Origin of the sequence: Shewanella fidelis ATCC BAA-318, assembly GCF_000518605.1 — a bacterium.
GTDB classification, from domain to species: domain Bacteria; phylum Pseudomonadota; class Gammaproteobacteria; order Enterobacterales; family Shewanellaceae; genus Shewanella; species Shewanella fidelis.
Genome location: NZ_KI912458.1, coordinates 21,438 through 47,396 on the forward strand (window position 1 = coordinate 21,438; position 25,959 = coordinate 47,396).

Sequence of the window (25,959 nt, forward strand, 5' to 3'; positions counted from 1 at the left end):
TAGCGCTATTTAATACGGTTTTTTATAATGGAATCTTCGACGACTATTTCGTTACTCGATCTTGTTGCACCTTTTTGTTTTATTGTCAGTTGGGTGGGTTATACCTATTTTGCCAAGCATAAGGCTAAAACGACCAATTGCATCGCGCGCTGCTTGCATCAGCACCGTATTCACTGGATGCATGAACTTATTGGTCGAGAGGTTAGAGTGGGGGAGGCTGCATTACTGGCTAACCTTGAACGTAATATTGCTTTTTTTGCATCCACAACACTACTTGTATTAGCCGGTGTGTTAACGCTATTTGCTCAAGTTGAACGCTTAGAGGCGGTTATTGCCAGTATTCCATTTGCTGCTGAACCTAATCATGCATTAGTACAGGTCAAGCTGGGCATGCTGACGTTTATTTTTATTATGGCGTTTTTTCAGTTTACTTGGTCGATGCGCCAGTACGGTTTTTTAAATGTTATGGTTGGCGCGGCACCAGTTGATAAAGATGGCAAAAACGAAAATTTACGTCGCTATGCTAAACAGATGGCAACGGTGCAAGATCAAGCGACTCACTCTTATAACTACGGTTTGCGCTCTTACTACTTCTCAATGGCGGCTTTATGTTGGTTCTTTCATCCTATCGCTTTTATTGCTGCGAGTATTTTCGTGGTGATCACGCTATATCGACGAGAGTTTAAGTCTAAAGCCGTGATTGCGATCACCAAAGGCCAAGAGCTACTTAAGCAAGAAAGGGCTGACAAATACAGTTAACTCTTTCTTTGCCTAGCGTGGCTAAGAAACTCCTGTTTTATAACGCTTGCTCTGTGGCTGTTTCTGCAGGGCAAGCTTTATTGCGCATAACGTTAAAGATGGCATTAACATCAATTTTGGCATCAAGTCTTGATGCCAATAGATACATGCCTGCGAGTTTACGGTGAATGAAAATGGCATCAGCTGGTGGTGTATGCCACTTGTCAGCGTTTGAGCTAATTGCCATACCTGCAGCTTTAATGCGTTGAGCTAAGTCGCTAGCACCAAAGTCATAGGCTTGCTCTGCGCGCAATGGCTCACAAGCCTGATAGAAAATATCTAAGATCAGCGATTTTTGTTGCTCATCAATAGCCGCTCTAAAAAAGCCTATTTTCTCTGCGGCACTGGCCATCGCTGCACGGTCATTATCTTTGGCTGCACACATCAGTAATAAGTACTGCTTAGATAAATGGGTTGGGATCTTCCGTGTGGCACCAAAATCTAATAATACAATTTTCTGTTTATCTGATTGATATTGAAAGTTGGCAAAATTAGGGTCAGTTTGCATTAATCCAAATTCAAATAACTCCCTGAAAAATAGCCTGAGTAATTGACTGGCAACACTATCGCGGATCGTTTGTTGCTCATTGGCGACCGATTCGATACTGGCACCATCAATGTAGTCCATCACTAGGATGTCGCTGGTACATAAGTTTGCGATGGGGGCCGGGATAGTAAAATCGGTGTCATCGTTAAGCAATGCACGATAGCGGTTTAGCATCGCTAGCTCGATTTGATAGTCGGCTTCACTGTGAAGCTGTTTTTTAGCTTCATTTAACAGGTTATCAAATTGCACGTTTTGCGGAACTAAGCCCGACAAGCGGAGCAGAGAGGCGACATTATCAATATCACTATCTATGCTGTCACGGATCCCTGGGTATTGGATTTTTACCGCTAACTTTTTGCCATCCGCTAAGGTCGCCTGATGTACCTGACCAATGGAAGCGGCTGCAAAAGGGCGCAGTTCAAAGTGGGCAAAAGGCGTTAACCAATCTGCTCCCCAATTTCGCTGCAAAATTTCAATAAGCTGCTTGTGTGGCATCACTTTAGCTTCTGAGCGCAGCTTAGATAAAAGCTCACTCAACTCTTTTGGCATTAGTTCACCAGAGTCCATCGACAACATTTGGCCAACCTTCATGGCAGCGCCACGCATTTGCGACAGTTTCTCAGCAACCTGGGTGATATTCTTCGGCGTTAGCACCAGCTCTTGTAACTTTGGCGACTGGCCTTGGCTAAGCTTCTTAGCGCCTTCAAACAGTACATTTCCGGCAACGCGAGAGGCCAAACCGCCCAAAGAAGATAATCGCGACAGGCGGCTAGCTGGTACTTTTGCTGTTTGGGAGCTTTTCATTTTATAACCTCATATGAAACCAAGTTACTGACTATGTTTTATTTAATGACAGTTATCAATACGCGACAAAATTAATAAAGATCAAGCAAAGTAGGCATAAGAGCACTTAGCAAAATCGGTATTAAATAAGATTTGTTTTGGGTTATAGATTAATTGGTTCTTGGTGTGGTGCTGTTTATCCTATAGTATTGCCGGCTATTTTTAGATACGGATAAGGTTTGAGTTTTGCACACTATTGAGCAGTTAATGTCGGGACAATTACAAGGCTGTAAGCGCCTACAAATTGCAGCAGGTTTAACCGAGTTTCCTCAAGCCATTTTTAACTTGGCTGATAGCCTTGAAGTTCTCGACTTATCTGACAATAACCTAAGTGAACTGCCTGATAACTTAGACCAATTAACACAGTTAAAAATACTGTTTTTAACTAATAATAACTTTGATTCAGTGCCGTCGGTACTGGCTCGCTGCCCTAAGCTTGAAATGATTAGCTTTAAATCTAATAAGCTAACATCAGTGCCGGAGCAGTCATTACCAGAGCAAACCCGTTGGCTTATTTTGACAGATAATCAAATTGAGTCATTACCCGAAGACATGGGACGCCTGTATCGATTACAAAAGCTTGCGCTTGCAGGTAATAAGCTAACATCGTTACCGGATAGCATGGCAAATTGTAAGCAGTTAGGTTTAGCTCGCTTGTCAGCGAACGCGATGACAGCCTTGCCTGATTGGCTATTTCAATTGCCTAAGCTTAGCTGGTTGGCGATTGACGGTAACCCAATTGCAGCAGCTAAAGAGGCGGCAACGATTGACACTCATACAAGGGTGCCAACTGTGAGTTTTGAAGCCATTGAACTACAGCAGGTAATAGGTCAAGGTGCTTCTGGGGTGATTTATCGAGCTAAATGGTTGCATCAACCCGCTGAGTTAGCCGGTTCTAGCCATGACATTGCCGTTAAAGTGTTTAAAGGTGAGGTTACCAGTGATGGTTTCCCTGAAAACGAACTCATTAACTGTTTACAGGCTGGGCAACATCCAAACCTAATTAAAGTTATTGCCCAAATTAATGAAGCCGATAAAGCAGCGTTAGTGATGGAGCTTATTCCTCATCAATATCAAAATTTAGGCTTACCGCCATCATTACAAACTTGTACCAGAGATACTTTTTTACCTGAAACTCAGCTTGAGCTGCTAACAATTTTAAATATGGCTGCGCAGATGGCATCAGGCCTGAAACATTTACATCAGAACCAAGTCAGCCATGGTGATATCTATGCCCATAACACTATGTATAACGCTGAAGCCGATCTGTTATTTGGTGATTTTGGTGCTGCGACTAATTTGAGTTTGTTGCCGCAATTACAAAGAGAGGCGATGGAAAGTATAGAGGTTAGCGCGTTAGGTTGTTTTATCGAAGATCTCATTCAAAACTGCTTAGTAACCAGTGAAAAAGTGCTGGACTTGCCAGCTGAGCAAACAGCAATACTCGCAAAATTGAATGCATTAGCTGCCGATTGTGTACAAGCTAATGTGGCGTTGCGCCCGCGCTTTGCAGAAATCGAACTGTTAATAAAGCAATATATTTGTCAGTTAACCTCTGAAGCAGCACTCGCTATTTAAGTGCTATTTAGCTTGATAAAAAATGCCGCTAACGACAATTAGCGGCATTTTTTTATGGATGAAACATATCAATCTTTGCTCATTTTGGCTTGGTTGTGGCTGCGGGGAACCGGTCTTGGCCTGTGAGTCTGTTTATGAGTGCTTTTATGTTTTTGTGTATGTGTCGCTCTATGCTCCTGCCTATGTGTTTTAGCTGCTTTATAAGGTGTTTTATGCTGCTGAACCTTATGTGTTTTATTTACTCGCGACATCTTGTTGTGCTGGTTAAATTGTGTGTTGTGTGATTGCTTATATGACTTTTGCTTTAGCCTAGTATTTGCATGCAGCTTGCTACGTAACTGCTGCTCACGTTTATGCTGCACTTTATCTCGCGTAATGGGACTGATAGCCTTGTTTGATACGCGGATAGGATGATGGCTTTTGTATTTATGTCTTAAAGCACCACTGCTGTACGCTACGCCGCGTCTATGCTGTGGTTTATGTGCCCAGCGCTTTGCGCCGTGACTAGTGACAATACGGCCGCGGTGACGGTATTTATGTGAGTTATGGTGATGCACTACAACCACATGACGCTTATGCCAATGGAACGCACTAAAGTAATAGTTGAAGCTAATGTGCACACCTGCACGCCAATAAAAATGGCCATAACTAGGTCTGACATATCCAGGGTAAACCGCCCAATATATCGGTGGGTATCGGTACCAACGCCAATAGCCGTAAACGGTTCTCGGATCATAGTAGGGCACGTAAACTATCTCTTTTTTCACTGGCTCAATAATGATCTGATTACTCACGCGCGTGACTTGCATATTTTCCATCTGCTCAAGGCTATTAGCATTGTCAGCCTCTTGTCTCAGCATTTGAATACTGGCTAGCACCTGAGCTTCATCTTGTAAAAAAGCGTCACCCAATGATTGGGTCCAATCAAGATCTTCACTGAGCTTTTGCAATACATTTGGAAACGCAATTAGCGCCACTACACTTGGGTCCCAATCTTTATTCTGCGCTTTATCGATTTGTTTTTGAGTCGATAAGTGTTGCTTCGATTGTTGCCAACGATGTGCTTGAACCACTTCAAGTGGGTAGGTTGAGGCAATCAAAATATGAGTGAGTAAACTATCGGGATAAAGGGCGATCGGTGCCAGCATCTGTGCAAGTTGTCCCTCACTATATTGAGTTTGCTCAAGCTGGTTTTGCTCGGCGTTGACGGTAGTCACTGGCATTATCAAAGGCATAGCGATAACAAGTGACAGGTAACACCATTTTTTGAGTGTGTTCATGTGAACTCCCGACCTTTTTATACGTTAGCAGCAGTATAAAAAGGCCAATATGAACAGAAGCTGAAAGCCTAAAGTGACACGAAAGTGATACCAATGAGTTTGCCAAAAATGTTCTGAGTAGAGCTACTCTTATACCAATGGCTACCAGTATTAAACCGTAAAGATAAGCTGAAACTTAGCACCGCCGAGCGCTGTTGAGCGGCTAACAGTTAGTTGGCCTTGATAGCTATCAACTAAGTCGCGCACAATCGCCAGACCTATGCCGTGACCTTGCTGATAAGTGTCGGCACGAGTGCCACGTTCAAATATTTGTGTATGCAGTGCTTCGTCTATTCCCATGCCGTCATCTTCAATGGTAATAATAAGCTGAGCCTGCTGTGTTTTTACCTGAAGCAACACTTGGGCGTTTGCCGCTTTACAGGCGTTATCTAACAGGTTGCCAAGGATCTCGGTTAAGTCGCTCGCATCACCTTTGAAAACCGCATTTCTATCAACATCCTCAGTGATGGTTATCCTTGGCTGGCAGTATATTTTTGGCAGGTTACGAACCAGCTTGTCTGACACATCAACCACAGCAACGCCCAAGTGCCACGCTGAACCTGCAGCGGACTGAGCGCGTTTAAGCTGGTGGCCGATAATGCGGTTGATTTGGTTAACTTGTTCAAACGACTGTGGGCTTAAGTCCTTTTGACTTTGAATAACCGCTAAAGGTGTTTTTAAACTGTGGGCGAGATCGGCTAAGGCATTTCGATAACGTTTACGCTGATTTTGCTCTGTATTGAGCAAGGTATTCAGTTGCTTTGCTACAGCGTTAAGTTCGGACGGGTAGTGCTCGTCTAACTGCTTAGCTTGGCCGTTTTCAATAGCGGCTAATTCATGTTGCAACCGAGTCAATGGTTTTAACGTCCACCATAGCCACAATAATTGAATCGAGAGTAATGCGGCCATTAAAATCAGTAACCAGCGCCAAAGCTGCTGATTAAATGCCTCTACCTGCAGCTGATAATCGCTTTGGTCTTTGATGATATAAACGGTAAAGGGAAAGCGTGTGAGCTGCGGCTCCCCAAGTTTGTTGAGCCGCTCCGTTTCAAAGCTGGCACTAAAGCCGTAAACCAAGTGCGGTTCACCGTTAAGCATAATCTCACTAAACTGGCCTTGGCCTTTTTCTGGTTGTGGAAACATCGCTGCGGTATGAACCGCAGTCGTAATCGCAGCTGACAAATCGATACCAAGTAGAGAGTTTGAGCGCCATGCAACTTTGCGGGCACTGTTGTTTGTCGGATTGGTTTGCTGTACGAGTGTTGTAGGCTGATTCTCGACAGCCTTGCTTTCGATAGCGTTATTTTCGACAAGTTTGGCCGCAAAGTTATCCGTTGTATCAGTAGCCAGAGGCGCGCTTGGTTTTACAGGAACCGTGATTAGCGCATATAAACCGGATTGAATCACATTGAACTGATTTTCTAACAGTACTTCAGGCATTAATAGCTGTTGGTTATCGACTTCGGTCACCGCTAAAATCGAATAAACATAGGCTTTGAGTTCTTTGACTGAGGCGCTTTTGACTTGCAGTTTAAACGCATCATTTAGGGTGACTCCAACAATGGGTAATAACACTAATACCAGCAGCATCGCACTGATTATAAGGCGCGCCTTTAATGAATGCATAAGTTGAGGCAAACGCTTAATCCGATGCATTGGTTAACTGCTATGATTGCTTAGAGAGACAAGGCGATAGCCTTGACCACGAAGAGTTTCAATCAGGCCGAGCTGATTGTCTGGGTCGAGTTTTTTGCGCAAACGCCGAATAAATACCTCTATCACGTTTGAATCTAAATCAAAATCTTGATCGTAAATATGCTCTGTTAGTACGGTTTTTGATTTCACTTCACCGATATGCAGCATCAAGTATTCAAACAGCTTGTATTCAGAGCCACTTAAATTAATGGCTTGTCCAGACTTAGTTAGCTCAAGGCTGCTGGTGTTTAGGCTAAATGGGCCATTGGTAATAATTGGACTGGCTTTGCCCGCAGAGCGGCGAATAAGAGCTTTTAAGCGTGCAACTAATTCTTGTGGGTGAAATGGCTTGGTGAGGTAGTCGTCAGCACCCGCATCTAAGCCTGCAACTTTATCTTGCCAGCTATCACGGGCGGTTAAAATAAGAATAGGAAAGTCAATCTCAAGTGCTCTTAACTGCGTGATAACGGCAATACCATCAAGCTTAGGTAAACCGACATCTATAATCGCAGCATCGTAGTTATATTCGCGGCCTTGAAACAGACCAATTTCTCCGTCATCGGCAGTATCGACTGTGTAATTGGCATCAATAAGGTGCTGCTTTAAATTTGATTGCAGCTCTAAATCATCTTCAACTAATAACAATCTCATGCTCTGGCTCCTTGTTGTGCGGCGCGATAATAAGGCTTTGTTAGCAATAACCTTTAGTTAGTTGCGAGAAACACGACCTGTTTTGGCATCGACTTTGACATAAAACACCACTCCGTCATTGGATAGGAGTTTTACGCTATAACCAGGGTTGCCATTAACCCGGCTAGATTGCACCTTGAGTACTTTGCCGCGATATTGGCGCTTGGCCAGCTGCAGTGCTTGCTCTTTGCTATGAACCTTAAGTTTCTGCTGCTGACTATTCGCTTTCATTGAGGCCGCCATCATAGATGTGACAGCATGCACTGTACTGGCTGTAGCAGTCTGCACAGTCAATAGTGAAAGCGAGAGCAATATGATAGATAAAGCAGTTTTCATTAAAGGTACCAAAGGCTTGAGATACAGCCAGTTTAAAAGATCCTATGCAATTAGTCATTATCTGCCAAAGCCTAGTTAGGTGGCGTTCCTATGCTTTAGGAATCATCGACTTTATACATAGTTAGATGAACGCTGGCTGAATGTGGACTGTCTACTTAAAGAGTCAGGTTTGCTGCCGTAAAGCAAACCTATTTATCTTAGGGCGTTAATCTGCTCGTGGTTCTTGCTAGTTTTCTGTCGGAAGGAGAGCGCAAATTAAGGTGACAGCAACGCTGACACCTTATAAACAAATTCACATTATTCGCTGCGGCACATGCCACAAATTTTATGGCCATCTAGATCCAAGAAATAGCACAAATGCATGTTACCGGTGGAAGTGTTGCGTAAGCCGGGAGGTGTTTCAATGCTCGTTGCTCCGTTTGCTACGGCAACAGTATGAAACTCTTTGACTTGCTCAGGTGAGTGACAAGCAAAGCCTATCGTTGAACCATTAGCAGCATGTGCCGGCTCATCATTTATCGGTTGAGTAATACAAAACACCGATCCATCATGAAGATAGAACAGTCGTTTATGGCCAGTGTCATTTATATTATGTACAGGTTTGTTGATACCCAGAACAGCTAATACAGAGTTATAAAAACGTTCTGAACTTTCAATGTCATTGGTTCCAATCATTATATGGCTAAACATCTCGATATCCTTATTAATAAGTCAATAATCATTAACTTAGTGAGATTTTATGAAAACGCTATAGACACAGGATTAACGCTGTCATTAAGGCTAAATCTCGTTGCCTGCATATATGATGAGCGAAAACGGTCTACAGTTTTCTGTCCTTGTTTGTAAGCTTGTTATGGCTCACTCCCATACTTTATGTTTATTTATTGACCAGTACCAGCAATATAACCAGTTCACTCCAATTTTTGACTCATAGATTGTCAATTTTAACGTTCAGCTTGTGTTCACACTCAGTGGACTCTAATGGCCTCATTAAGCACGTTTTTCGAGGTGAAGATGAACACAAAACAAAATCATAATTCCCACAGGGGTACTCAAAAGAGCAGGTTAATACGAGCGCTGAATGTTGGCTTATTAACATTATCAATGGTGACTATTCTGCCAGCGAGTGCTAATTTGGATATAAGTCTGCTTTCGCAACCGCAAAGCATCTCAGTTGCGCAAACGGTTACCAGCGGTGAGCAAAGTGCTCAAACGGCTCAATATGGCAATGCTTTATCTGAGCAACAAATCAGTAAGCTTGATCAGCAAAGGCTTCTGCAAGCTAAAGAGCTTGACGGCAACGAGGCGCTGCCTGCAAAACTCACTCGTGAGCAGATCATTCAAATCCATATTGATAAGGCGTTAAAGACTCAACAGCTTGCTGAGAAAAATAATGCCAATCTGCAGTTTGCTAATGGCGTCTACCGAGATTTTTATATTTACGATGCTTATAGCCGTTTATTTGTCGATAACGATTACGACGGCTTTTATCAAACCTTTAGTGTGACTTTTGATGCCGATGTTGAAGGTTACTACGCTAATGAGCGAGCAAAGGTATTTGCGGAGCTTTACTTGAGCCGTAATGGCGGCCCTTGGGAGCATTATTACACTACCGATGTGTTCACTATTTTTGGCAATGCAACCGATGACGACTTTGAGGTATTAACTACCTTAGATTTGGGTTACCGCACAGATCATTATGATGTCTTGATTGATTTATATGAAGTGGGTTATGGCGACATAGTGGCGACGGTAAGCTCAAATGATTTCGATAGTCTGTACGCTTTGCCGTTAGAAAGCAGTGACAGAGATGATATCTATATTGATGAAGACTACCACGCTGGCAGCTTGTCGCTCCCTTTGATGACAATGTTATTGCTGTTGCTCGGGTTAAAGTTGAGGCGCACTAGAAAAATAGCCGTTGACCTTATTTGAGTGACGGGCAAAAATTATGCATCTGATTTGAGCATAACCAAGGTAGCACACATGGAATTAGCTAACCCTATATCGCCAATCACTCAGGTTACAATTAAGCCAACAAATGCCGATACGGTCTTGTGGATGTGGGAGCATTTAGTGCCTTTTTCTGCAGCTCCAACTAGCTTACAAGGCGAGATTATTAGAGTGTTAGAGTTATTAGCTTGGGAGGCCCAAGCTAATAGTAATTTAAACTGGGATGACAGTTTTGATGAAATGCTGATCTTCTTAAGAAAAGCGTTTCTCTCTGCTGAGTTTCCGTTAGCACAACACTTTAGTATTGAAACCAGACTTTCTATAGAGGCTGACATCAATCGCTTAGCTAATTTTGTACTGCCAACAGAGTTAGATAGCCGTATTTTTAGTGAAGAACAACCCTACATCAAAGATGATCTTTATGATCGCTTAGCGGGGCATTTAGTCGATTACTGCCGCGCTTATCCGCAAATTATTCCTTACTTGAATGTGAAGTCTTAAGTATGAGTGCTTGTTATTATTGAATGTGATCTAAGTCACGTATCTTGTTGGTTTGTAACAACTAGTTGTGAATTTACATTGTAAACATTTTAAATAAAATTAAATAAAAACAACTACAAGCAAAAAGCAAATGTATCAGTGTTGAAACAGATGTTGCTTTGTTAATGAGAATCGTTATCATCCTGCCGCATAATACTAAAGTGGGGTTAATTGATGAAACATTTTCGCTATTCAATGTTAGCAATTGCATGCGCATCGACATTTTTACCAGCGATGGCTTACGCCGAAGAAGCAGAGCAGGCACTTGATAATGTCGAGCGTATTACGGTTTATGGTCGCCAGAATCAGGTGGTGATGAACTCAGGTTTGGCGACTAAATCAGATATGTCGCTAATGGAGACGCCAGCAGCAGTTGTGGTGGTTGATCAAGAGCTTATTCAAGCGCAGGCGGTGACTAACCTGCAAGATCTTGTGCGCAATATCAGTGGTGTAACTCAAGCAGGTAACAACTATGGTATTGGTGATAACTTAGTGATCCGTGGTTTAGGCGCTAACTACACTTACGATGGTATGTATGGTGGTGCGGGCTTAGGCAATACGTTCAATCCAACTCGCTCATTAACCAACGTTGAGTCGGTTGAAGTACTTAAAGGCCCGGCGACAGGGCTTTATGGTATGGGCAGCGCTGGTGGTGTGATTAACTTAATTGAAAAGAAGCCACAGTTTGAGTCTAACCACAGTTTTACTGCTGAAGTCGGCCAGTGGGATACTTACTCACTTGAAGTTGATAGCACTGCGGCCATTACCGATGATCTGGCTTATCGTGTTGTGGCTAAATCGGCGCGTAGCGATGGTTACCGTGATATTGGTACTGACCGAGATGAAATTTATACCTCACTTAAATATGTGGTCAACGATAGCCAAGATCTGACTTTTGCAGCTACCTATATTAAAGATGCCATCGCTGTAGACTCAATTGGGCATCCTATCCGTATTTTCAATGCTGAATCTGTTGGTGGTAAAACAGCAGGTGAAGTGACGTGGGAAGATTTAATTAATGATCCGAATAACAAGGGTATTCAGCTAACAGAAGCTCAGCGCAAACAGCTTGCAGACTCGTTGGCATCAAGCGATGGTTTAACCCCTTATGCATTTGGTCATGCGGGGATTATCTCGCCAATGGCTAAAGATAACGAAGGTGAAGAACTCCGCTTTAAGCTAACCCATAATATCTATTTCAGCGATAATCTATTTTTGAATCAGCAACTGCAATATCGTGATTACACCTCTGGTTTTGCTCGCCAAACCGGTGCATATAACTATGTATATTGGGATCGTCGTGGCGCCATTAATGCAGATCCGCGTGCACCACTGGTTGAGGATGGTGTGCTTTACCCGTTTGCGGCACGTCGTCAAGAGTATCGAAAAGTAGACGCTGATGAGTCATCTTGGCAGTACTTTGCCGATCTTCGCTATGACTTCCAAATCGGTGATATCGACAACGAATTATTGGTTAATGCCAACTATGAAGATAGAAGCATTGCATTTAAACAATACTCAATTTATGACGCAGATAAAGTCATTAAAGACAAAGCTGGTAATACAATTTACCAAGGTAGCTTGCCGTATATCTACGACATTCGAAATCCAAACTGGGGGGAGGGCAGCTTCGAGGATTATGACCCACTATTGACCAGTAATTATGATAAAACCGTTAGTGCATGGGGCGTTGGTGTGCAGCACGTGGGTTATTTGGGTTACGGGTTTACCTCGCGCATTGGCGTGGCGTTTAACCAAATCAAACAGACTTACGAGCATTTAGGTGTTGATCCGCGTTATAGCTCAAGTCGTGCAACCCCTACACCTGAGGCGGATACCACAGATGATGGCATTACCTACAACTTAGGTTTGACTTACATGCCAACTGACAATCTATCGTTCTTTGTTAACCACTCTAAAGGTCGTACGGCTTATAGCATTTTAGGCAGTATTGCAGGTAACGATACCGATAGAGATGACAGTGAATCAGTTAGCGATGACTTAGGTATGCGCTTTAAAGCTTTCGATGACCAAATGTTGGCATCATTAGTGTTCTTTAAGAGTTCGCGCACTAACTTGCAATATAACAATCCAGATTATGATGAAGGTGTTTCTGGACCTAGTGTGCCTAAGTACTACTACAACGGTAGTGAAGAAACTACGGGTGTTGAGTTCGATATGAACGCGCACCTGAGTGATCAGTGGATGGTTAATGTTAATGCCGTTTACCAAGATGCTCGTGATAAGAAAGATCCGACTCGCTCAAGTTACGATACACGCCAAAAAGGTGTGCCTTATGTAACAGCAAGTGCATGGGTGACTTATGGTGCAGATTGGTTCTCGCTTGCAAGCCCAATTAATATCAGTCTTGGTGCCAATTATGTTGATGAGCGCAGTACTAACTCAACCTCATTTGGTATTCCAGATGGTTATGTACCAAGCTACACAGTGTTAGATACGGCTATTAGCTATGATGTTGATGATTGGAAACTACAGTTAAACGTTAATAACTTATTTAACGAAGAATATTACAGCAAAGCTATGTTCTTAGGTGGTATGCCGGGTGAAGAGCGTAATGCGAAACTGACCTTAACTTATCGTTTATAGATGGTTGTTGACTGTTAGCAAGGATGCTGACAGCAATATAACTGAATAAAAAATGCAGCCATTTGGCTGCATTTTTTATGTTTTAACTGCGATTCAATAAGCTTAGAACTGGTAGTTCACGCTTACATTGAAGTAGCGACCCGGTTGAGTGAAGTCTTCTTTGTCTAGGTTCATACTTGCACCAAGTAAGAACACAGACTGACCTGCAACGTCGGCATAGTCGATATACTCTTTATCGAACAGGTTATAAACACCCGCTCTTAGCTTCCAGTTATCGTCAATGCGCAGGCCAAAGGTTAAGTCCACTACCGCATAACCGCTGGTGCCGTATACTTCGTTGAACTGTTCTTTTGGAATACAAATGCCCATGGCACAGATATCTTCTTGAGCAAGTTCAATATCGTTAGTGCGGCTCATATGGTCGGCCCAGCGCACAACAGCGCCAAAGTCAGCTTCCATATCGGCAATATCGGTATACCAATTAGCACCAGCGTTACCTTTTAATGGGCTCACACTGTTGAGGTAATCGCCGTTTTCATCTTCACCATAGGTGTAAGAGATATTACCCCAAAGCTCAATGCTATCAGTTAGCCAATGGTTAATTTGCGCTTCAGCACCGTATAAAATTACTTCATCGCGGTTGTAGTACTGATACTTGAACTCCATTGGCACCATTACTGGAGGCCAGCCTGGAGAGATGCTTGGTGGCTTAAAGCTCACGTACTGCCAGTCAATATAGTCTTTAGCTTGAGTATAGAAAGCAGTTAGCTCGTAGTTGGTGTCGCTGTGGTTACCGCGAACGCCAATTTCCCAAGTATGCGATTGTTCCGATTCTAAATCGTAGTTAGCTTGGATTAGTACATCGGTCATTGAGCCTGCGTCAACTTCTAGCTCACCCCACTTTTGGTCAGGAGTTGGCATCTTGTAGCCGTAGGCGTATTGACCATACACACTCACTGAATCAGATAATTGGTAGACTAAGCCCAATTTTGGTGACCAGAAACTGTCACTCATAGATTGGAAATCTGCTGGATCTTTGCCTGCATCAATCGCTTGCTGCTGATCTGGCGTGTTATCGAAATAGTCATAACGTAGACCGGCGATCAAGTTTAAATCACCATCAAGCAGGGTCACATCGTCTTGCACAAAAATACCTAGACGCTGACTGTCTGTGCTCGCAAAGGTAAATGGTGTGGTGGTTTCACCTGTAATTGGGTCATTCACTTCACGGTGGCGAGACATGGTTGAAAACTCATAGTCCAAACCATAGGTGATCTGATGACCATAGCTGTCACCACCAATATATTTACTGAAGGTACTGTTGATACCAATGCGCTCATCTTCGAAGCTATAGTCGCGAATTTCATTTAGACCATACAGATCTTCTGGCTTAGCTTTAATGGTGCCAAAGTAATCTCTGTGCTCTAATTGCTCAGTTTTACCAAAGTAAGCGGTCACTGTGAGTGAGTCATGCATTTGCGTCGGCTTGCTTGAAACCAGTTGTAATGCACCATTGATAACTTGGGTGTCACGATCGGTATCGATGTTTTCATCTAGTGCACCAGTCTTATCATCAAACTCGTATTCCCAGCGCTTAAGCGTTTGCTCTAGGTAATCCAATGTTAGCTGCACTGAGGTGTAGTCATTGAAGTGATATTTACTTTTAAATAACACACTGTCTTGTACTAGATCACTGTCAGGCTGAGTGTCGTAGTAGTTAGGTAGTTCTTCACCTGTGCGATGTTGGTAGGTTAATAGGTTTTCAAAACCATTATAGGCTGCCGCGCTGGTAAAGCCTGCGCTGTATTCGTTGTTGATCCCGCTATAACCCGCGTTTAGTGATACGTAATAGTCATCGCCCATTAGGTAGTCGCTGGCATCTTTAGTGCGCATTACTACTACGCCACCTAATGCATCTGAACCGTACATAGTTGAAGCCGCTGCTTTTACTACTTCAACTTGCTTTAAGCTTTGTACTTCAGTTAAACCACGGCCGGTACCTTCAGCACCTGGGCCAAGTGGTGAAGCGTATTGGTTGTTAACGCGCACGCCGTCTTTAACCATCATGACTCGGTTGCCGCCAATCCCGCGAATGGTCACAGAAGTCGGTTTACCTGCACCGCCTTTTACGGCAACTGCAGATTCATTTCTGAATAAGCTACCAAAGTCATTACTCATGCTTTTTTCAATGGCGTCTTCATCAATCACCATGATTGAGCCAGCAACTTGTTCAATTTCTTGTTCCATACGCGAACCTGAAATAACAATCACCTCCTGCACTTTGGCATCGGCTTGCTGGTTTGATTGAGCATCTACCTTGGCCTCTTGAGCCTGAGCATTGAGCGCTGTACTTACGGCAATCGCCAGTACACTAACTTTGAGCTTGTTCATTAAGCACCTTAACTTATTAACCAAATGAGAATTATTCTCTTTTTAAACGCGCGCTATCTTATACCCTTATTGAGGTAGGATCTCGCCTTGAACGCGGCTATTTTTAGGGTTTGGCAGACTAAAAAACAAATTTTGAAAGCAGATCACACTTCTGTATTTAGCGTCGGCTACGAACGAATTTTATTTGCTCACAAATACACAAATATCCCACTTATGTATCCAGATGTATCTTATGGCTAATAGCGGTAGAGAATTTCGCTCCCTTAAAAAACAACAAGTCATTTACAACGCGATGTGCTGTGTTAGCTTAGATAGCAAAATACTGTTCGCTATAGATTTTTAGAGGCATTTAAGATGAAAACACCGATAATCACCTCCCTGGCATTGTTAATTAGCTGCTCGTTAAGCGTGTCATGTTTTGCGACAGATTTAGCTGAGTCGACAGCCGAAAACATGCCACAACTTGAAGCCCTATATACCCATTTACATCAGCACCCAGAACTGTCTTATCAAGAGCAAGCAACCAGTGCACGTATGGCTAAAGAGCTCAGCAAGTTAGGTTTTGATGTGACAGAAAAAGTCGGTGGTTATGGCGTGGTAGGGCTACTTAAAAATGGCGCTGGCCCAGTAGTGATGATCCGCGCAGATATGGATGCACTACCAATTACAGAGCAAACAGGTAAACCTTATGCCTCAAAGGTTAAAGTGTTAAATGCTAATAACCAAGAGGTGGGCGTAATGCATGGTTGTGGTCACGACATCCATATGACGAGTCTGATTGGTACGGCGCAGCAACTCGTGGCACAAAAAGATAACTGGCAAGGTACATTAATGATGGTGGCGCAACCTGCTGAAGAAGTGGGCGGCGGCGCGAAAGCCATGTTAAAACAGGGATTGTTTTCTGACTTTGCCACACCAGATTATGTGCTTGGCCTACATGTCAGTGCTTCAATCCCTGCAGGAAAAGTTGGAATAACGCCGGGTTATGCGTTAGCTAATGTGGATTCGGTTGATATTACTGTAAAAGGTGAGGGCGGCCACGGTGCTTACCCACATTTAACTAAAGATCCGATCGTGTTGGCGTCGCGTATAGTGTTAGCGCTGCAAACAATTACTAGCCGCGAATTATCACCGTTAGAGCCAAGTGTGATTACTGTTGGTTCGATCCATGGTGGTTCAAAGCATAATATTATTTCTAACGAGGTGAAATTACAGCTAACGTTACGTTCCTACAACCCTGATGTGCGTCTTGCCCAAATTGCCGCCATCAAACGTTTAACCAAGGGCATAGCCATTAGCGCTGGGCTGGATGAAGCGCGTTATCCTGAAGTGTATGTACATGAAGATGAACGTATCCCGTCAACCTATAACGACCCAGAATTAACTAACAAAGTGCAAGCAAGTATCCGCGCAGAGATAGGCACTGACAATGTAGTGCAAGCTGATGCGGTTATGGCTGGAGAAGACTTTGGTCTATATGGTTTGACTGCTGAAAAACGGCCCATCAGTCTGTTTTGGTTAGGCGCTGTGCCACCGAGCGAGTACCAACATAGCATTGAAACCGGAGCGTCATTACCGTCGCTACACTCCAGCCAATTTGCGCCAGATTACCCCGCTACAATTCAAACAGGTGTCAGAGCCATGAGTCGATCGGCTATAGACTTGTTTAACCAATAGGAACTTACTCAAGCGCGATGGCATTTGCGGTTGTTGAGCCATTAGCGTTTGTTTTCAATTTTAGATAATAACGCAAAGGTCTGTTGATCAAGGTGAGTGAGCTTTTTTTGGTTAACAATAACAACTGACTGGCTTACTGCTGCGTAGGCTTGTCGGTAGTTATGATCAATAAATTCAAGCTCTGCAAGCTTGTTTAATGCGCTAACTTGATCCGCAGCTGAGCCTGACTTTTTTAAATAATCTATCGCAAATTGATATTGAGTTCGCGCTTGAGCATATCGATTTAAACGCTGGTTAATATGTCCTGACCAATTTGCGATATAGCCCAAATATAACCAGTCCTGACTTTTGGCTGCAAAGCTCCTTGCTTGAGACAACAAACTTAACGCGAGCTCTAACTGGTTGTCTTCGAGTTTAACTTGCGCCTCAATAAACTTAACTCTCGCAAGCTGACGAAGATGATTTGGTTCTGCTTGCTCAGCTGCTTGCTCCAGGCGCTTTGATGCTTGCTCTAGCCGCTGATCCTTCAGCTCTATTTGTGCCAATAACCGGCTGGCGACAATGTTATTGGGAGCTGTGTTTAATAGCGTTTTTAACTTTGTTTCAGCAACATCAGTGTGATTATATTGGATCGCTTTCAGTGATTGAACCAGAGCTTTTGTAAACCAGTTTCGGTCGGTAGTTTGGTTAAATTGGTTACTGGTTGATTGCTTTATTAGTGTAATTAGCTTGGCTTGGAGCTGCTCAATCGAATCAGCTTGCAACACTCCTAGGTCAATTTGGTTTTGACTGATAAGGCGATAATTGAGATGTAAGTTGGGCACCGTTGTAAGGGAAGTCTCAACTATTAAGGCCGCGTTGGAAACAGCAAATAAGCGAGTTAGATTTAGCGGTTGTTGATCACCAATAAAGTTGGACGTTTGAGCCAGTAAAGCGATGACATCTTCTGCAAGTAGCACAGGTGAGTTTGCAGATGTCCCTAGCTGATTGATCACTTGCTCCATGCGTGTATAAGACTGCCAATCTAATTCATTGCTTGGCTTGGTTTGCACAACCGGCAAGATAATGATGCTGCCGTCAGCAAGCGTTGGTTTTTTATAAAATGAAACTGCTATAACAACAGTGATAAGTAATAGGCTTGCCACTAATGCCAGCAGAAAGGTTTTTGGCGATTTATTTATTAAGTTTTTGATAGATATAAACATAAAGTTCCTTTTTTGTTTGAGTTAAGTATAAACAACTCAAATAAATAAGGTAGTGCTTAATTGGAAGCTTAGGGGGCTAGGTGAGAGAGTTAGCTTAGGGAATTAGTTAGAGGAGTAAAAGATTGCGAGCAAGTGGTTTTCGTTCTGGCATGTAATGCCAGAACGAATAGACAAGTGACAGAGTTAACTTACTTGTTTAGCTTAGACTTTGAAAAAGCCCATGGATCTTGCGGTAATGGTTTATTTGGGGTTTTAGCTCTAGGTGCTGACTGATTGTCTGAGCTAGTGCCTTTGGCATTTCGGCGGTCATCTCGCCCCTCGTTACTGCGCTGCTTAGGTTTATTATCGCGTGCCGGTTTTGCTCGTTCAGGACTAGGCTTTTTATCACTGCTCGCAGCCGGTTTGTTTTTAGGCTTATAGTTTAAGATTGAAATTGGCACAGCTTTACGTGGCGCAAAGCCTTCAACTTCGCGACGCTCAATTAAATGACCTAAGCGGCTTTCAATCATACATAGGTTTTTAAAGTCATCTTTTGATAACAGGGTAACCGCTTCACCGTTAGCGCCCGCACGACCTGTTCGACCAATGCGATGAATATATTCATCGGCAGGGTATGGCAAGTCGTAGTTAATCACTAACGGTAATTCATCAATATCTAAGCCGCGCGCGGCAATACCTGTGGCGATAAGCAGGCCTATTTTGCCTGACTTAAAGTTGGCAAGAATTTGCTCACGTACTTCTTGGCTACGGCCGCCGTGAATACATTCAGCCGTAATACCGCGTTTTTCAAGCTGGCTAACCAGTTTGGCGGCGCCTTGTTTAGTCTCAATAAAAATAAGCGCCTGTTGCCAATTATTTTCTTGGATCAAATGACTAAGTAGTGCTGATTTTTTATCTTTATCAACGGTCACTAACCACTGCTCAATTTTAGGTTTATTGTCAGTGTTATGGGTCACTGAAATTTCAATTGGGCGAGTGATAGTTGCTCGCGCTAACTCTTTAACTTGGCGTGAAAGGGTGGCTGAAAACAGTAAACTTTGTCTATCAACAGGTAGCTTATCGATGATCTTATTGATGTCTTCAATAAAGCCCATGTCTAGCATTCTGTCTGCTTCATCAAGTACTAAAATTTCTAGTTCATCGAAATGAATTGCGCGCTGGGTATACATATCCAGCAAACGACCTGGCGTGGCAACGAGAATATCAACACCTTCAATTAAACGCTCACGCTGTGGCTTTGAATCCACACCACCATACATGGCCATTGAAGTCAGGTTAAGATACTTACCATATTGGCTAATGTTATCTTCAACTTGCACCGCAAGTTCACGAGTCGGCGTTAAAATCAGTGCACGAATGCGCTTTTTGCGTTGAGTCTCGCTGTTACTGAGCATCTCTAGGATTGGCAGTACAAAGCTTGCAGTCTTACCTGTACCGGTTTGCGCGGCAGCAATCAGGTTACGTTGACTTAAAATAACAGGGATTGTTTTTGCCTGAATAGGTGTTGGGCTAGTGTAGCCTTGCTCTGTTACGGCTTTAACAATTGGAGTGCTTAATCCAAGCTTAGAAAACGGCATGCGAGTCTCGATTAGGTATCAGAATTATCTATTGCAGTTATCGGTTTTGCGCGGGTTGAGGCAGATAAACGCTGATAACTGTGTTGCTGTTTGCCATTATAACAGCATGTTGCCAATCGCGCTTTAGTGATGTTGTATTGCCAAGTTCTGTACGTACTCTTAAACGATGATTTTGCCCAAGCTAGTTAACAAAGAGCTGACAAGGAGCCAGCTCTTTGCTTGTTATATCTGTGGCTAACAGCCTTTTGGAAATATCCAAACTTCGACAGCGCCATTCTTACTGCCAAAGTCATCACCTGATGAACCTGCAGTTGAAGGTGCTGTGTCTTGAGTCGGCGCGCTGTTACAGGTAGTGGCTGGGATCACTGACCAGCTTCCGCCACCGGCTCCGGCTCCATCGTCGCCAGCACCACCGCCGCCATAACCACCACCGCCGCCACCGCCGCCAGAAGCGGTAAAGCTATCATCAGCATTGCCACCTCTACCATCGGAACCGACCCCAGGATCACCATTGACCCATGCACTATTGCGGCCTAAATATCCTTGTCCGCCTTGGCCACCAATACCGTCTTTACCATCATCTGCGCCATTGCCACCATTACCCCACTCATCCGTGCTGCCACCGTCGGCAACATCAATAATGGCTTGGCCTATGCCAATCGTTCCTTGACCCATGATTGATGAGGCTGCAACACCACCGGCACCGCCATCTGTACCATCGTTAAGCCAGCCTGATGATTCGCCACCGCCACCACCGCCGGCGATCAATATGACATCGTCTTCTAGTGAACTCGGGCTGCTTTCTGCGATCATCACTAATGTCGATGAGCCGCCGTCACCATCGATATTACTCAATGTGCCATTTTCACCAAGGAAAAAGTTAAATGATGTTTGTCCATAGTCATCGAGGAAATGAGAAAGGGTTGTGACCGTTGAAGCAAAACCGCTTTTACCGCCGTCACCACCAGAGGTCCAAAGTCCACCATTTGAGCCAATCCCCCCTTCTCCACCCCAAGCCAAAATAGCCAGAGGAGTGTCGTTGTCTAAGCTGGTATCAAACGATGAACTAACTTGACTGAAAATATCGACAAGATTTACAGAAGTAATGAGCTCTGAAGTATCTTTTGCTTCGCAGCTTTCTATTGGTGTAGCGCCATCAACACCACCGTATTCTGTGGTACACACTTCCTTGTCTATAGCGGGCAATAAACATTTATAGACAGTATTACCATCATCGGTAACGTCCTGTTTAACTGAGTCGCACGGATCTGTCTCTGCAACTGCTGTTGAATTACAAAAGCCTACAGAGGTGATATCGCAAATGCCGCCATCTATCCATGTCGCACCAACAAGATTAGCATTATCAAAATCAGTATCAGTGACAGTCGCGTTGTCAAGATCGGCAGGGGATAGTTGCGCACTTGAAAAATAAGCGCCAGTTAAATTGGCATTGCTAAGATCGGCATAGGTCATTTCTGAGCCACGAAAATCACCATTGCTCATATCGGCACCACTAAAGTTGGTTCCGGTGAGTGTTGATTCGAAAAGATCGACATTGGTTAATATGGCATCACTTAAATCAGCGCCCGACAGATCTGCAAATGTGAGTGTGGCATTATTTAAGTCAGCGCCTGATAAATCACAATTTTGACATGAATTAGTGGAAATCAGCGTAGTCACATTATCATCAGTGTTCTCCGCATAAGCTGGGCTAATGAGTGCATTGCCAATGGTCGACAGTAGCTTGGAAACCATGGAATAGTTGACGCTATTGCCGTCTGACTGCGAGCCATTATCTGGAGTTGTGACTAAGAAAGTCGTATCTGTGCTATCGACATGCTGACCGTGGGTCAATACGAGTTGATACTCTCCAGCTGGGATGATGACAGACACGCACTCATCATTAGCAGTCATGCCCAGCATTTTTTCACCACGACTATTGTTAAGCACCATTGTATGAGTTGAATTACTATTAGTATCTTCATAGCAAAACGTATGTTTAAGGGAGCGTGAATATTGATAAGGGATAAAGTCGGTGCCAGCCTCGCCGTTAGAGTCTGCTGTTAAAGTGGCAGAAGGTGGCTCAAGAAACAAAGCAACAGTGCCTTGCTCTGGATTAGCACGTAAGCGGGTGTTATTGGCAAAATCCTTTTCAGTTAAAAGCCGTGATTGTATTTGAGTATGATTATCGTCGCTATCACAAGCGGTGACGAAGGTAAGAGAAAAAGTTAACGCTAACAATCCGTTAAATTTTTTGTGGTAACCGTTAATAGTCTGCACGTTATCTTCCTTATTATTGAACAGATTTCTTGAAATGGAGGTTTTAAGTTATTGTAACTATTAGCTATCTATCCTTTCTGTATTGCTAGAGCCGAATTAAGGACCAAAACAACGATTATTTTGTTTTTGTCTATGTTGTTAGCGGTACTATGCGGCGCAAATTACAGTTTTATTCGCTTCCGACTTATTACCATACTCATCGGTTTCTTCTACTTTTATGGTATATTTCGTTACCTTGATTTCTTTCCCCATCTTGTTGATGCCATTGAATTTCGAACAAAAATTTGATGTTTCACTTTCTACTTCTGCAAACTTTGAAGTTGAAGTTGAAGTTGAAGTTGAAGTTGAAGAACAGCCACTAAGGGCAGCTATTATAGAAAGCGCGAGAATAGCGGTAAGGCTGTATTTCATTACATATCCCTGTGTAGTAACGGCTTATTACAAAGCAGTGCCAAAATCGTCCAGTTAAAATTCAGCTAATGACTAAGCTACCCATAACATTTACCCGCTTGATATAGCATGTAAGCTATTATTTGTTTCTTTTATGCTTATCCCGTAAAGCCAGGTGCTTTGATGGAAACTTGCTACAAATCTTTTCGAGTATTATAAAGTTAGCATGTTATCAAAATGTTGCCGCCTTATCGAGTGCACAACGGCTTACCTTGGTTACTTTATTTACGAGTTATTAGTTGCAAAAGTTTCGCGAGCATCAACTACAGAGTTAGTCGCAGCAAACGTGGAATGATAAGAGACAACTGTGTTGTCGTTTATTGTGATAGGCTGGGGCAAGTTGGCTTGTTTACAGGGTGCTACTTGTCATGGCCGAGCTTAAAAGGATACTTTCCACTATAAAAAGTGTAGCGTGTCACGCCAGTATCTGAACATAAGGTCGTTCCTTCATATCTGACCCATAAGAATATGGGGAATGTCATTATGATGTAGGGAACATCATTGACCATGTTATCACGACATTCGGACATCCTGTCCAGCACCCGCGGCAGGCGATTGATAACTACCAAGCTACAAGTTCAGACACTCTACTTGATAACACCAATCCCAAAATAAATGTAATCACCTTCATGCTAAGGCGACTACTTCATTGTGACCTTACCACCAACCATTTTAAATGCCGGAGCGCCGCGAATAAGCGTGTCGCGAGCAAAGATCTGCTCACAGCTCGGGCATTGACATGGGGTTGTTGTGTAGTCATCAACAATGCGTTCTTTAAAGCACTTTACCAATGCGCCTTTGCCGCCTTTACGATATTTAAACAGCTGGGTTTTGCATTTAGCGCAATAGATCTCAACGGTTTGTGTAGGGCCTTTTTTATTGGGTTTTGCCATCGGCAGTGGTGATATCTCTGACTGTTATCAATTGGGTCATTGTGCCATAAAACACAGGCTATTGAAGTGAATAAACTGGCATATATTCAAGTTCAGTAGCGGTTATTCGCGCAGAAGCGAACCTATTACCGAGTTAGTGATAATCTTGCTGGTCGATAAAATTCAAATGACTGTTTAACATTTGTGTAACCCGGTTTATGATGGTTGTCATTGATTGTTAAACAGATCCTTAAATGGGTTGTTAATTGCTAGGGCCTATTAAGTCATGCATAGAAAAATAAAAATAGCACTTTTAGCGACAAGCTCTTTGGCTGCGTTTGCTGCAATCGGCACCTATTGGGCATTTTCATCCAGCTTACCAAAACTGAGTGATAGCGTGAGTAGCCCTCAAGTTAGCGCTAAAGTTACCCTCGAACGAGACCGTTTAGGTACTGCTATTATCAGTGCTGATAATCGTCAAGATGCAGCTTATGGCCTAGGTTATGCCCATGGACAAGATCGTTTTTTTCAAATGGATCTCCTTAGGCGTAATGCCGCTGGCGAATTGGCGGAAATTTTTGGTGATAAAGCCCTTGAACTCGATAAACGTCGGCGCTTTCATCAATTGCGTAAGCGTGCCAACACCATTGCTGCAACGCTGCCACCACAGCATTTAGCGCTGCTCAATAGTTATGCTCAAGGCGTAAACGATGCTGTTGCCGCGCAAAAGGTGGCTTCGTTTGAATATCTTGTAACAGGTGCGACGCCAAAGCCTTGGGTTGTAGCAGACAGTTTGCTGGTTATTTTTAGCATGTATCTAGATTTACAAGGCAATACCATCAAGCGCGATTTAGCCTTAACCCAAGTTGAAAACTTGTTCGGTGCGGATATGCGTCAATTCCTTACCCAAGCAAGCCATTATCAAGCTGCGCTAGATTCCAGTTTAATCCCATTGAGTGACGCTGATATTCCTGCGCTCGACCCAATATTACTAAGCCGAGCAGTTGCTAGGGATATTACTGAGCCGGTAGAGGTTGGCAGCAATAATTGGGCTGTAACACCGGCATTAACGACTAACGGTAAGGCTATGTTGTCTGATGATATGCATCTTTCCTTTGCCGTACCGATAATTTGGTATCGCGCTCAGTTGAATTACCAACAGCAACAACAGTCTGTGCAATTAACAGGAGTGTCGCTTCCGGGAGCGCCGGCAATTGTTGTTGGTAGCAATGGCCGGGTTGCTTGGGGCTTTACTAATGCGTACATCGACACTGCTGACTGGATAGCAATCGATGCACAAACGCCAATTTATATTGAAAATGAAACCATAGCGTTAGCTGATTCTGAGGTTAACTATGAAATTGAAATCTCACCTTATGGGCCGGTCAAGCAGCTTGGTGAACAAAAATATGCGCTTGCTTGGGTAGCACATCAGCCTTACGCCGTTGATATGAGTTTGCTGGAACTAGATGCTATCAGCACCGTTGAGGAAGGGATTGAACTTGCATCGACCATGGGGATCCCTGTGCAGAATATGCTGCTGGTGGATGATTCCGGTAATGCAGCTTGGAAACCTGCGGGAGCATTTCCGTCACGCACTAACCCAAGCGATGTCGCACTTGCACCGATTGATTTTCAGCCTGTAAATTGGCTGCAAGCTAATCAGCAACTGCCCTCTGTGGTCAACCCTGAGCAAGGGCGGTTATGGTCTGGTAATTCTCGTGTTGTATCGACGAAAGATCATCAACGGTTAGGTGATGGTGGCTATGCGCTTGGGGCAAGAAGTGTGCAAATTAGAGATAGGTTATTCGAGGCTGAAAGCTTTGCGGTAGATGATTTCTATCAGTTGCAGTTAGATAACCAAGCGCGCTTCTTGCAAGCTTGGCAAACTTTATTATTAAGCCAACTTGAGCGACAACCGCTGTTGTATGCTAAGGATATTGAGTTGATCAAAAACTGGCAAGCTTGCGCTTGTGCGGACTCAGTTGGTTACACCTTAGTTCGTCACTTTCGCAGCCAGCTAATTGATAACACGTTTGCGCCGCTTGAAACTGAGCTGAGTAAAACCGCAATCAGTTTAGGGCCAATAAAACGCAGTCTTGAACCTGCTATGTGGCAATTGATAGAGCAACAACCTGCCTCTTGGCTAGCAAGTACCCACAACACATGGGCAGATTTTATGCTAACCAGTTATCGTGAAAGCCGTGATAAGTTATTGGCTAACTACAGTGAGCGAGGCGAGTTAACAGATTTGACATGGGGCAAGGTTAATCAGCTTAGCATTCAGCATCCATTTTCAAAGCAAATTCCTATGTTAAGTGGCTTATTAGACATGCCGACTGTAACGGGTTTTGGTGATAGCTATATGCCAGCAGTGCAGGGTCGCTCATTTGGCGCATCGCAGCGCTTTATTGTGCAAGCCGGTGATGAACAAAATGCGATTATGACGGTTCCGGGTGGCCAGTCTGGTCATCCATTATCTGAGTTTTATCGTGCAGGGTTTGATGAGTACGCAACTCAGCAATCAACCCCCTTACTGCCGGGTGAGGTTATTTATCAATTACAAATATTGCCGAGCGTTAACTCCTCGGCAGAATAGTC

General features: G+C 43.5%; 19 protein-coding genes. 7 read left to right on the forward strand and 12 right to left on the reverse strand.

Annotated features, from left to right (window positions below; translation table 11 throughout):
- Window positions 1-27 precede the first annotated feature (27 nt).
- The gene (locus L884_RS0113640) at window positions 28-759 is read left to right on the forward strand and encodes a DUF599 domain-containing protein (protein WP_028768018.1); all 732 of its coding nucleotides are present in this window, start codon (window positions 28-30) and stop codon (window positions 757-759) included.
- Window positions 760-796: 37 nt separating this feature from the next.
- Here the strand turns inward: L884_RS0113640 and L884_RS22095 are convergent, their stop codons facing one another.
- Complete coding sequence (locus tag L884_RS22095; protein WP_051435633.1) at window positions 797-2,149, reverse strand: ABC1 kinase family protein; 1,353 nt, start codon at window positions 2,147-2,149, stop codon at window positions 797-799.
- A 225-nt stretch (window positions 2,150-2,374) separates the two neighbouring features.
- Between L884_RS22095 and L884_RS0113650 the strand changes: the two genes are divergently transcribed.
- Window positions 2,375-3,766 (forward strand): leucine-rich repeat-containing protein kinase family protein, encoded by a 1,392-nt coding sequence (locus L884_RS0113650; RefSeq protein WP_028768019.1) that lies wholly within the window; start codon window positions 2,375-2,377, stop codon window positions 3,764-3,766.
- Window positions 3,767-3,834: 68 nt separating this feature from the next.
- On the opposite strand, the gene L884_RS0113655 is transcribed toward L884_RS0113650, so the two are convergent.
- The 5 genes from L884_RS0113655 to L884_RS0113675 form a co-directional block, all read right to left on the reverse strand.
- Window positions 3,835-5,046 carry a DUF3300 domain-containing protein gene (locus tag L884_RS0113655; RefSeq protein ID WP_028768020.1) on the reverse strand — a complete coding sequence of 404 codons (1,212 nt, stop codon included), beginning with the start codon at window positions 5,044-5,046 and terminating at the stop codon, window positions 3,835-3,837.
- 150 nt (window positions 5,047-5,196) lie between these two features.
- A complete protein-coding gene (locus L884_RS0113660; protein ID WP_028768021.1) occupies window positions 5,197-6,741 on the reverse strand; it encodes an ATP-binding protein in 1,545 nt (514 codons plus the stop codon).
- Window positions 6,742-6,744: 3 nt separating this feature from the next.
- Entirely contained in the window at window positions 6,745-7,431 is a 687-nt protein-coding gene (locus tag L884_RS0113665; RefSeq protein WP_028768022.1) for a response regulator transcription factor, read from the reverse strand.
- Window positions 7,432-7,488: 57 nt separating this feature from the next.
- Window positions 7,489-7,806 carry a PepSY domain-containing protein gene (locus L884_RS0113670; RefSeq protein WP_028768023.1) on the reverse strand — a complete coding sequence of 106 codons (318 nt, stop codon included), beginning with the start codon at window positions 7,804-7,806 and terminating at the stop codon, window positions 7,489-7,491.
- Window positions 7,807-8,103: 297 nt separating this feature from the next.
- Window positions 8,104-8,496 (reverse strand): VOC family protein, encoded by a 393-nt coding sequence (locus L884_RS0113675; RefSeq protein ID WP_028768024.1) that lies wholly within the window; start codon window positions 8,494-8,496, stop codon window positions 8,104-8,106.
- Between the two features lie 444 nt (window positions 8,497-8,940).
- Between L884_RS0113675 and L884_RS22100 the strand changes: the two genes are divergently transcribed.
- From L884_RS22100 to L884_RS0113690, 3 genes are all read left to right on the forward strand, one after another.
- The gene (locus L884_RS22100) at window positions 8,941-9,741 is read left to right on the forward strand and encodes a choice-of-anchor H family protein (protein ID WP_425423494.1); all 801 of its coding nucleotides are present in this window, start codon (window positions 8,941-8,943) and stop codon (window positions 9,739-9,741) included.
- Window positions 9,742-9,792: 51 nt separating this feature from the next.
- On the forward strand, window positions 9,793-10,260 hold the full coding sequence (locus tag L884_RS0113685; protein ID WP_028768025.1) for a hypothetical protein: 468 nt from the start codon (window positions 9,793-9,795) through the stop codon (window positions 10,258-10,260).
- Window positions 10,261-10,473: 213 nt separating this feature from the next.
- Window positions 10,474-12,906, forward strand: coding sequence for a TonB-dependent receptor (locus L884_RS0113690; protein ID WP_028768026.1), 2,433 nt, complete (start codon window positions 10,474-10,476; stop codon window positions 12,904-12,906).
- Window positions 12,907-13,008: 102 nt separating this feature from the next.
- Here the strand turns inward: L884_RS0113690 and L884_RS0113695 are convergent, their stop codons facing one another.
- Window positions 13,009-15,297 carry a TonB-dependent hemoglobin/transferrin/lactoferrin family receptor gene (locus tag L884_RS0113695; RefSeq protein ID WP_028768027.1) on the reverse strand — a complete coding sequence of 763 codons (2,289 nt, stop codon included), beginning with the start codon at window positions 15,295-15,297 and terminating at the stop codon, window positions 13,009-13,011.
- A gap of 354 nt (window positions 15,298-15,651) precedes the next feature.
- On the opposite strand from L884_RS0113695, the gene L884_RS0113700 reads away from it, so the two are divergent.
- Entirely contained in the window at window positions 15,652-16,974 is a 1,323-nt protein-coding gene (locus tag L884_RS0113700; RefSeq protein WP_028768028.1) for a M20 metallopeptidase family protein, read from the forward strand.
- Between the two features lie 41 nt (window positions 16,975-17,015).
- Here the strand turns inward: L884_RS0113700 and L884_RS0113705 are convergent, their stop codons facing one another.
- The 5 genes from L884_RS0113705 to L884_RS0113725 form a co-directional block, all read right to left on the reverse strand.
- Window positions 17,016-18,179: a tetratricopeptide repeat protein gene (locus tag L884_RS0113705; RefSeq protein WP_028768029.1), complete on the reverse strand. Its 1,164-nt coding sequence runs from the start codon at window positions 18,177-18,179 to the stop codon at window positions 17,016-17,018.
- A 188-nt stretch (window positions 18,180-18,367) separates the two neighbouring features.
- Window positions 18,368-19,756, reverse strand: a complete 1,389-nt coding sequence (locus L884_RS0113710) for a DEAD/DEAH box helicase (protein ID WP_028768030.1) — start codon at window positions 19,754-19,756, stop codon at window positions 18,368-18,370.
- Window positions 19,757-19,990: 234 nt separating this feature from the next.
- A complete protein-coding gene (locus tag L884_RS0113715; protein WP_028768031.1) occupies window positions 19,991-22,036 on the reverse strand; it encodes a pentapeptide repeat-containing protein in 2,046 nt (681 codons plus the stop codon).
- Between the two features lie 147 nt (window positions 22,037-22,183).
- Window positions 22,184-22,447 carry a hypothetical protein gene (locus L884_RS0113720; RefSeq protein WP_028768032.1) on the reverse strand — a complete coding sequence of 88 codons (264 nt, stop codon included), beginning with the start codon at window positions 22,445-22,447 and terminating at the stop codon, window positions 22,184-22,186.
- A gap of 680 nt (window positions 22,448-23,127) precedes the next feature.
- Window positions 23,128-23,379 carry a hypothetical protein gene (locus L884_RS0113725; protein WP_028768033.1) on the reverse strand — a complete coding sequence of 84 codons (252 nt, stop codon included), beginning with the start codon at window positions 23,377-23,379 and terminating at the stop codon, window positions 23,128-23,130.
- Between the two features lie 265 nt (window positions 23,380-23,644).
- On the opposite strand from L884_RS0113725, the gene L884_RS0113730 reads away from it, so the two are divergent.
- Window positions 23,645-25,957, forward strand: a complete 2,313-nt coding sequence (locus L884_RS0113730; RefSeq protein WP_028768034.1) for a penicillin acylase family protein — start codon at window positions 23,645-23,647, stop codon at window positions 25,955-25,957.
- Window positions 25,958-25,959 lie beyond the last annotated feature (2 nt).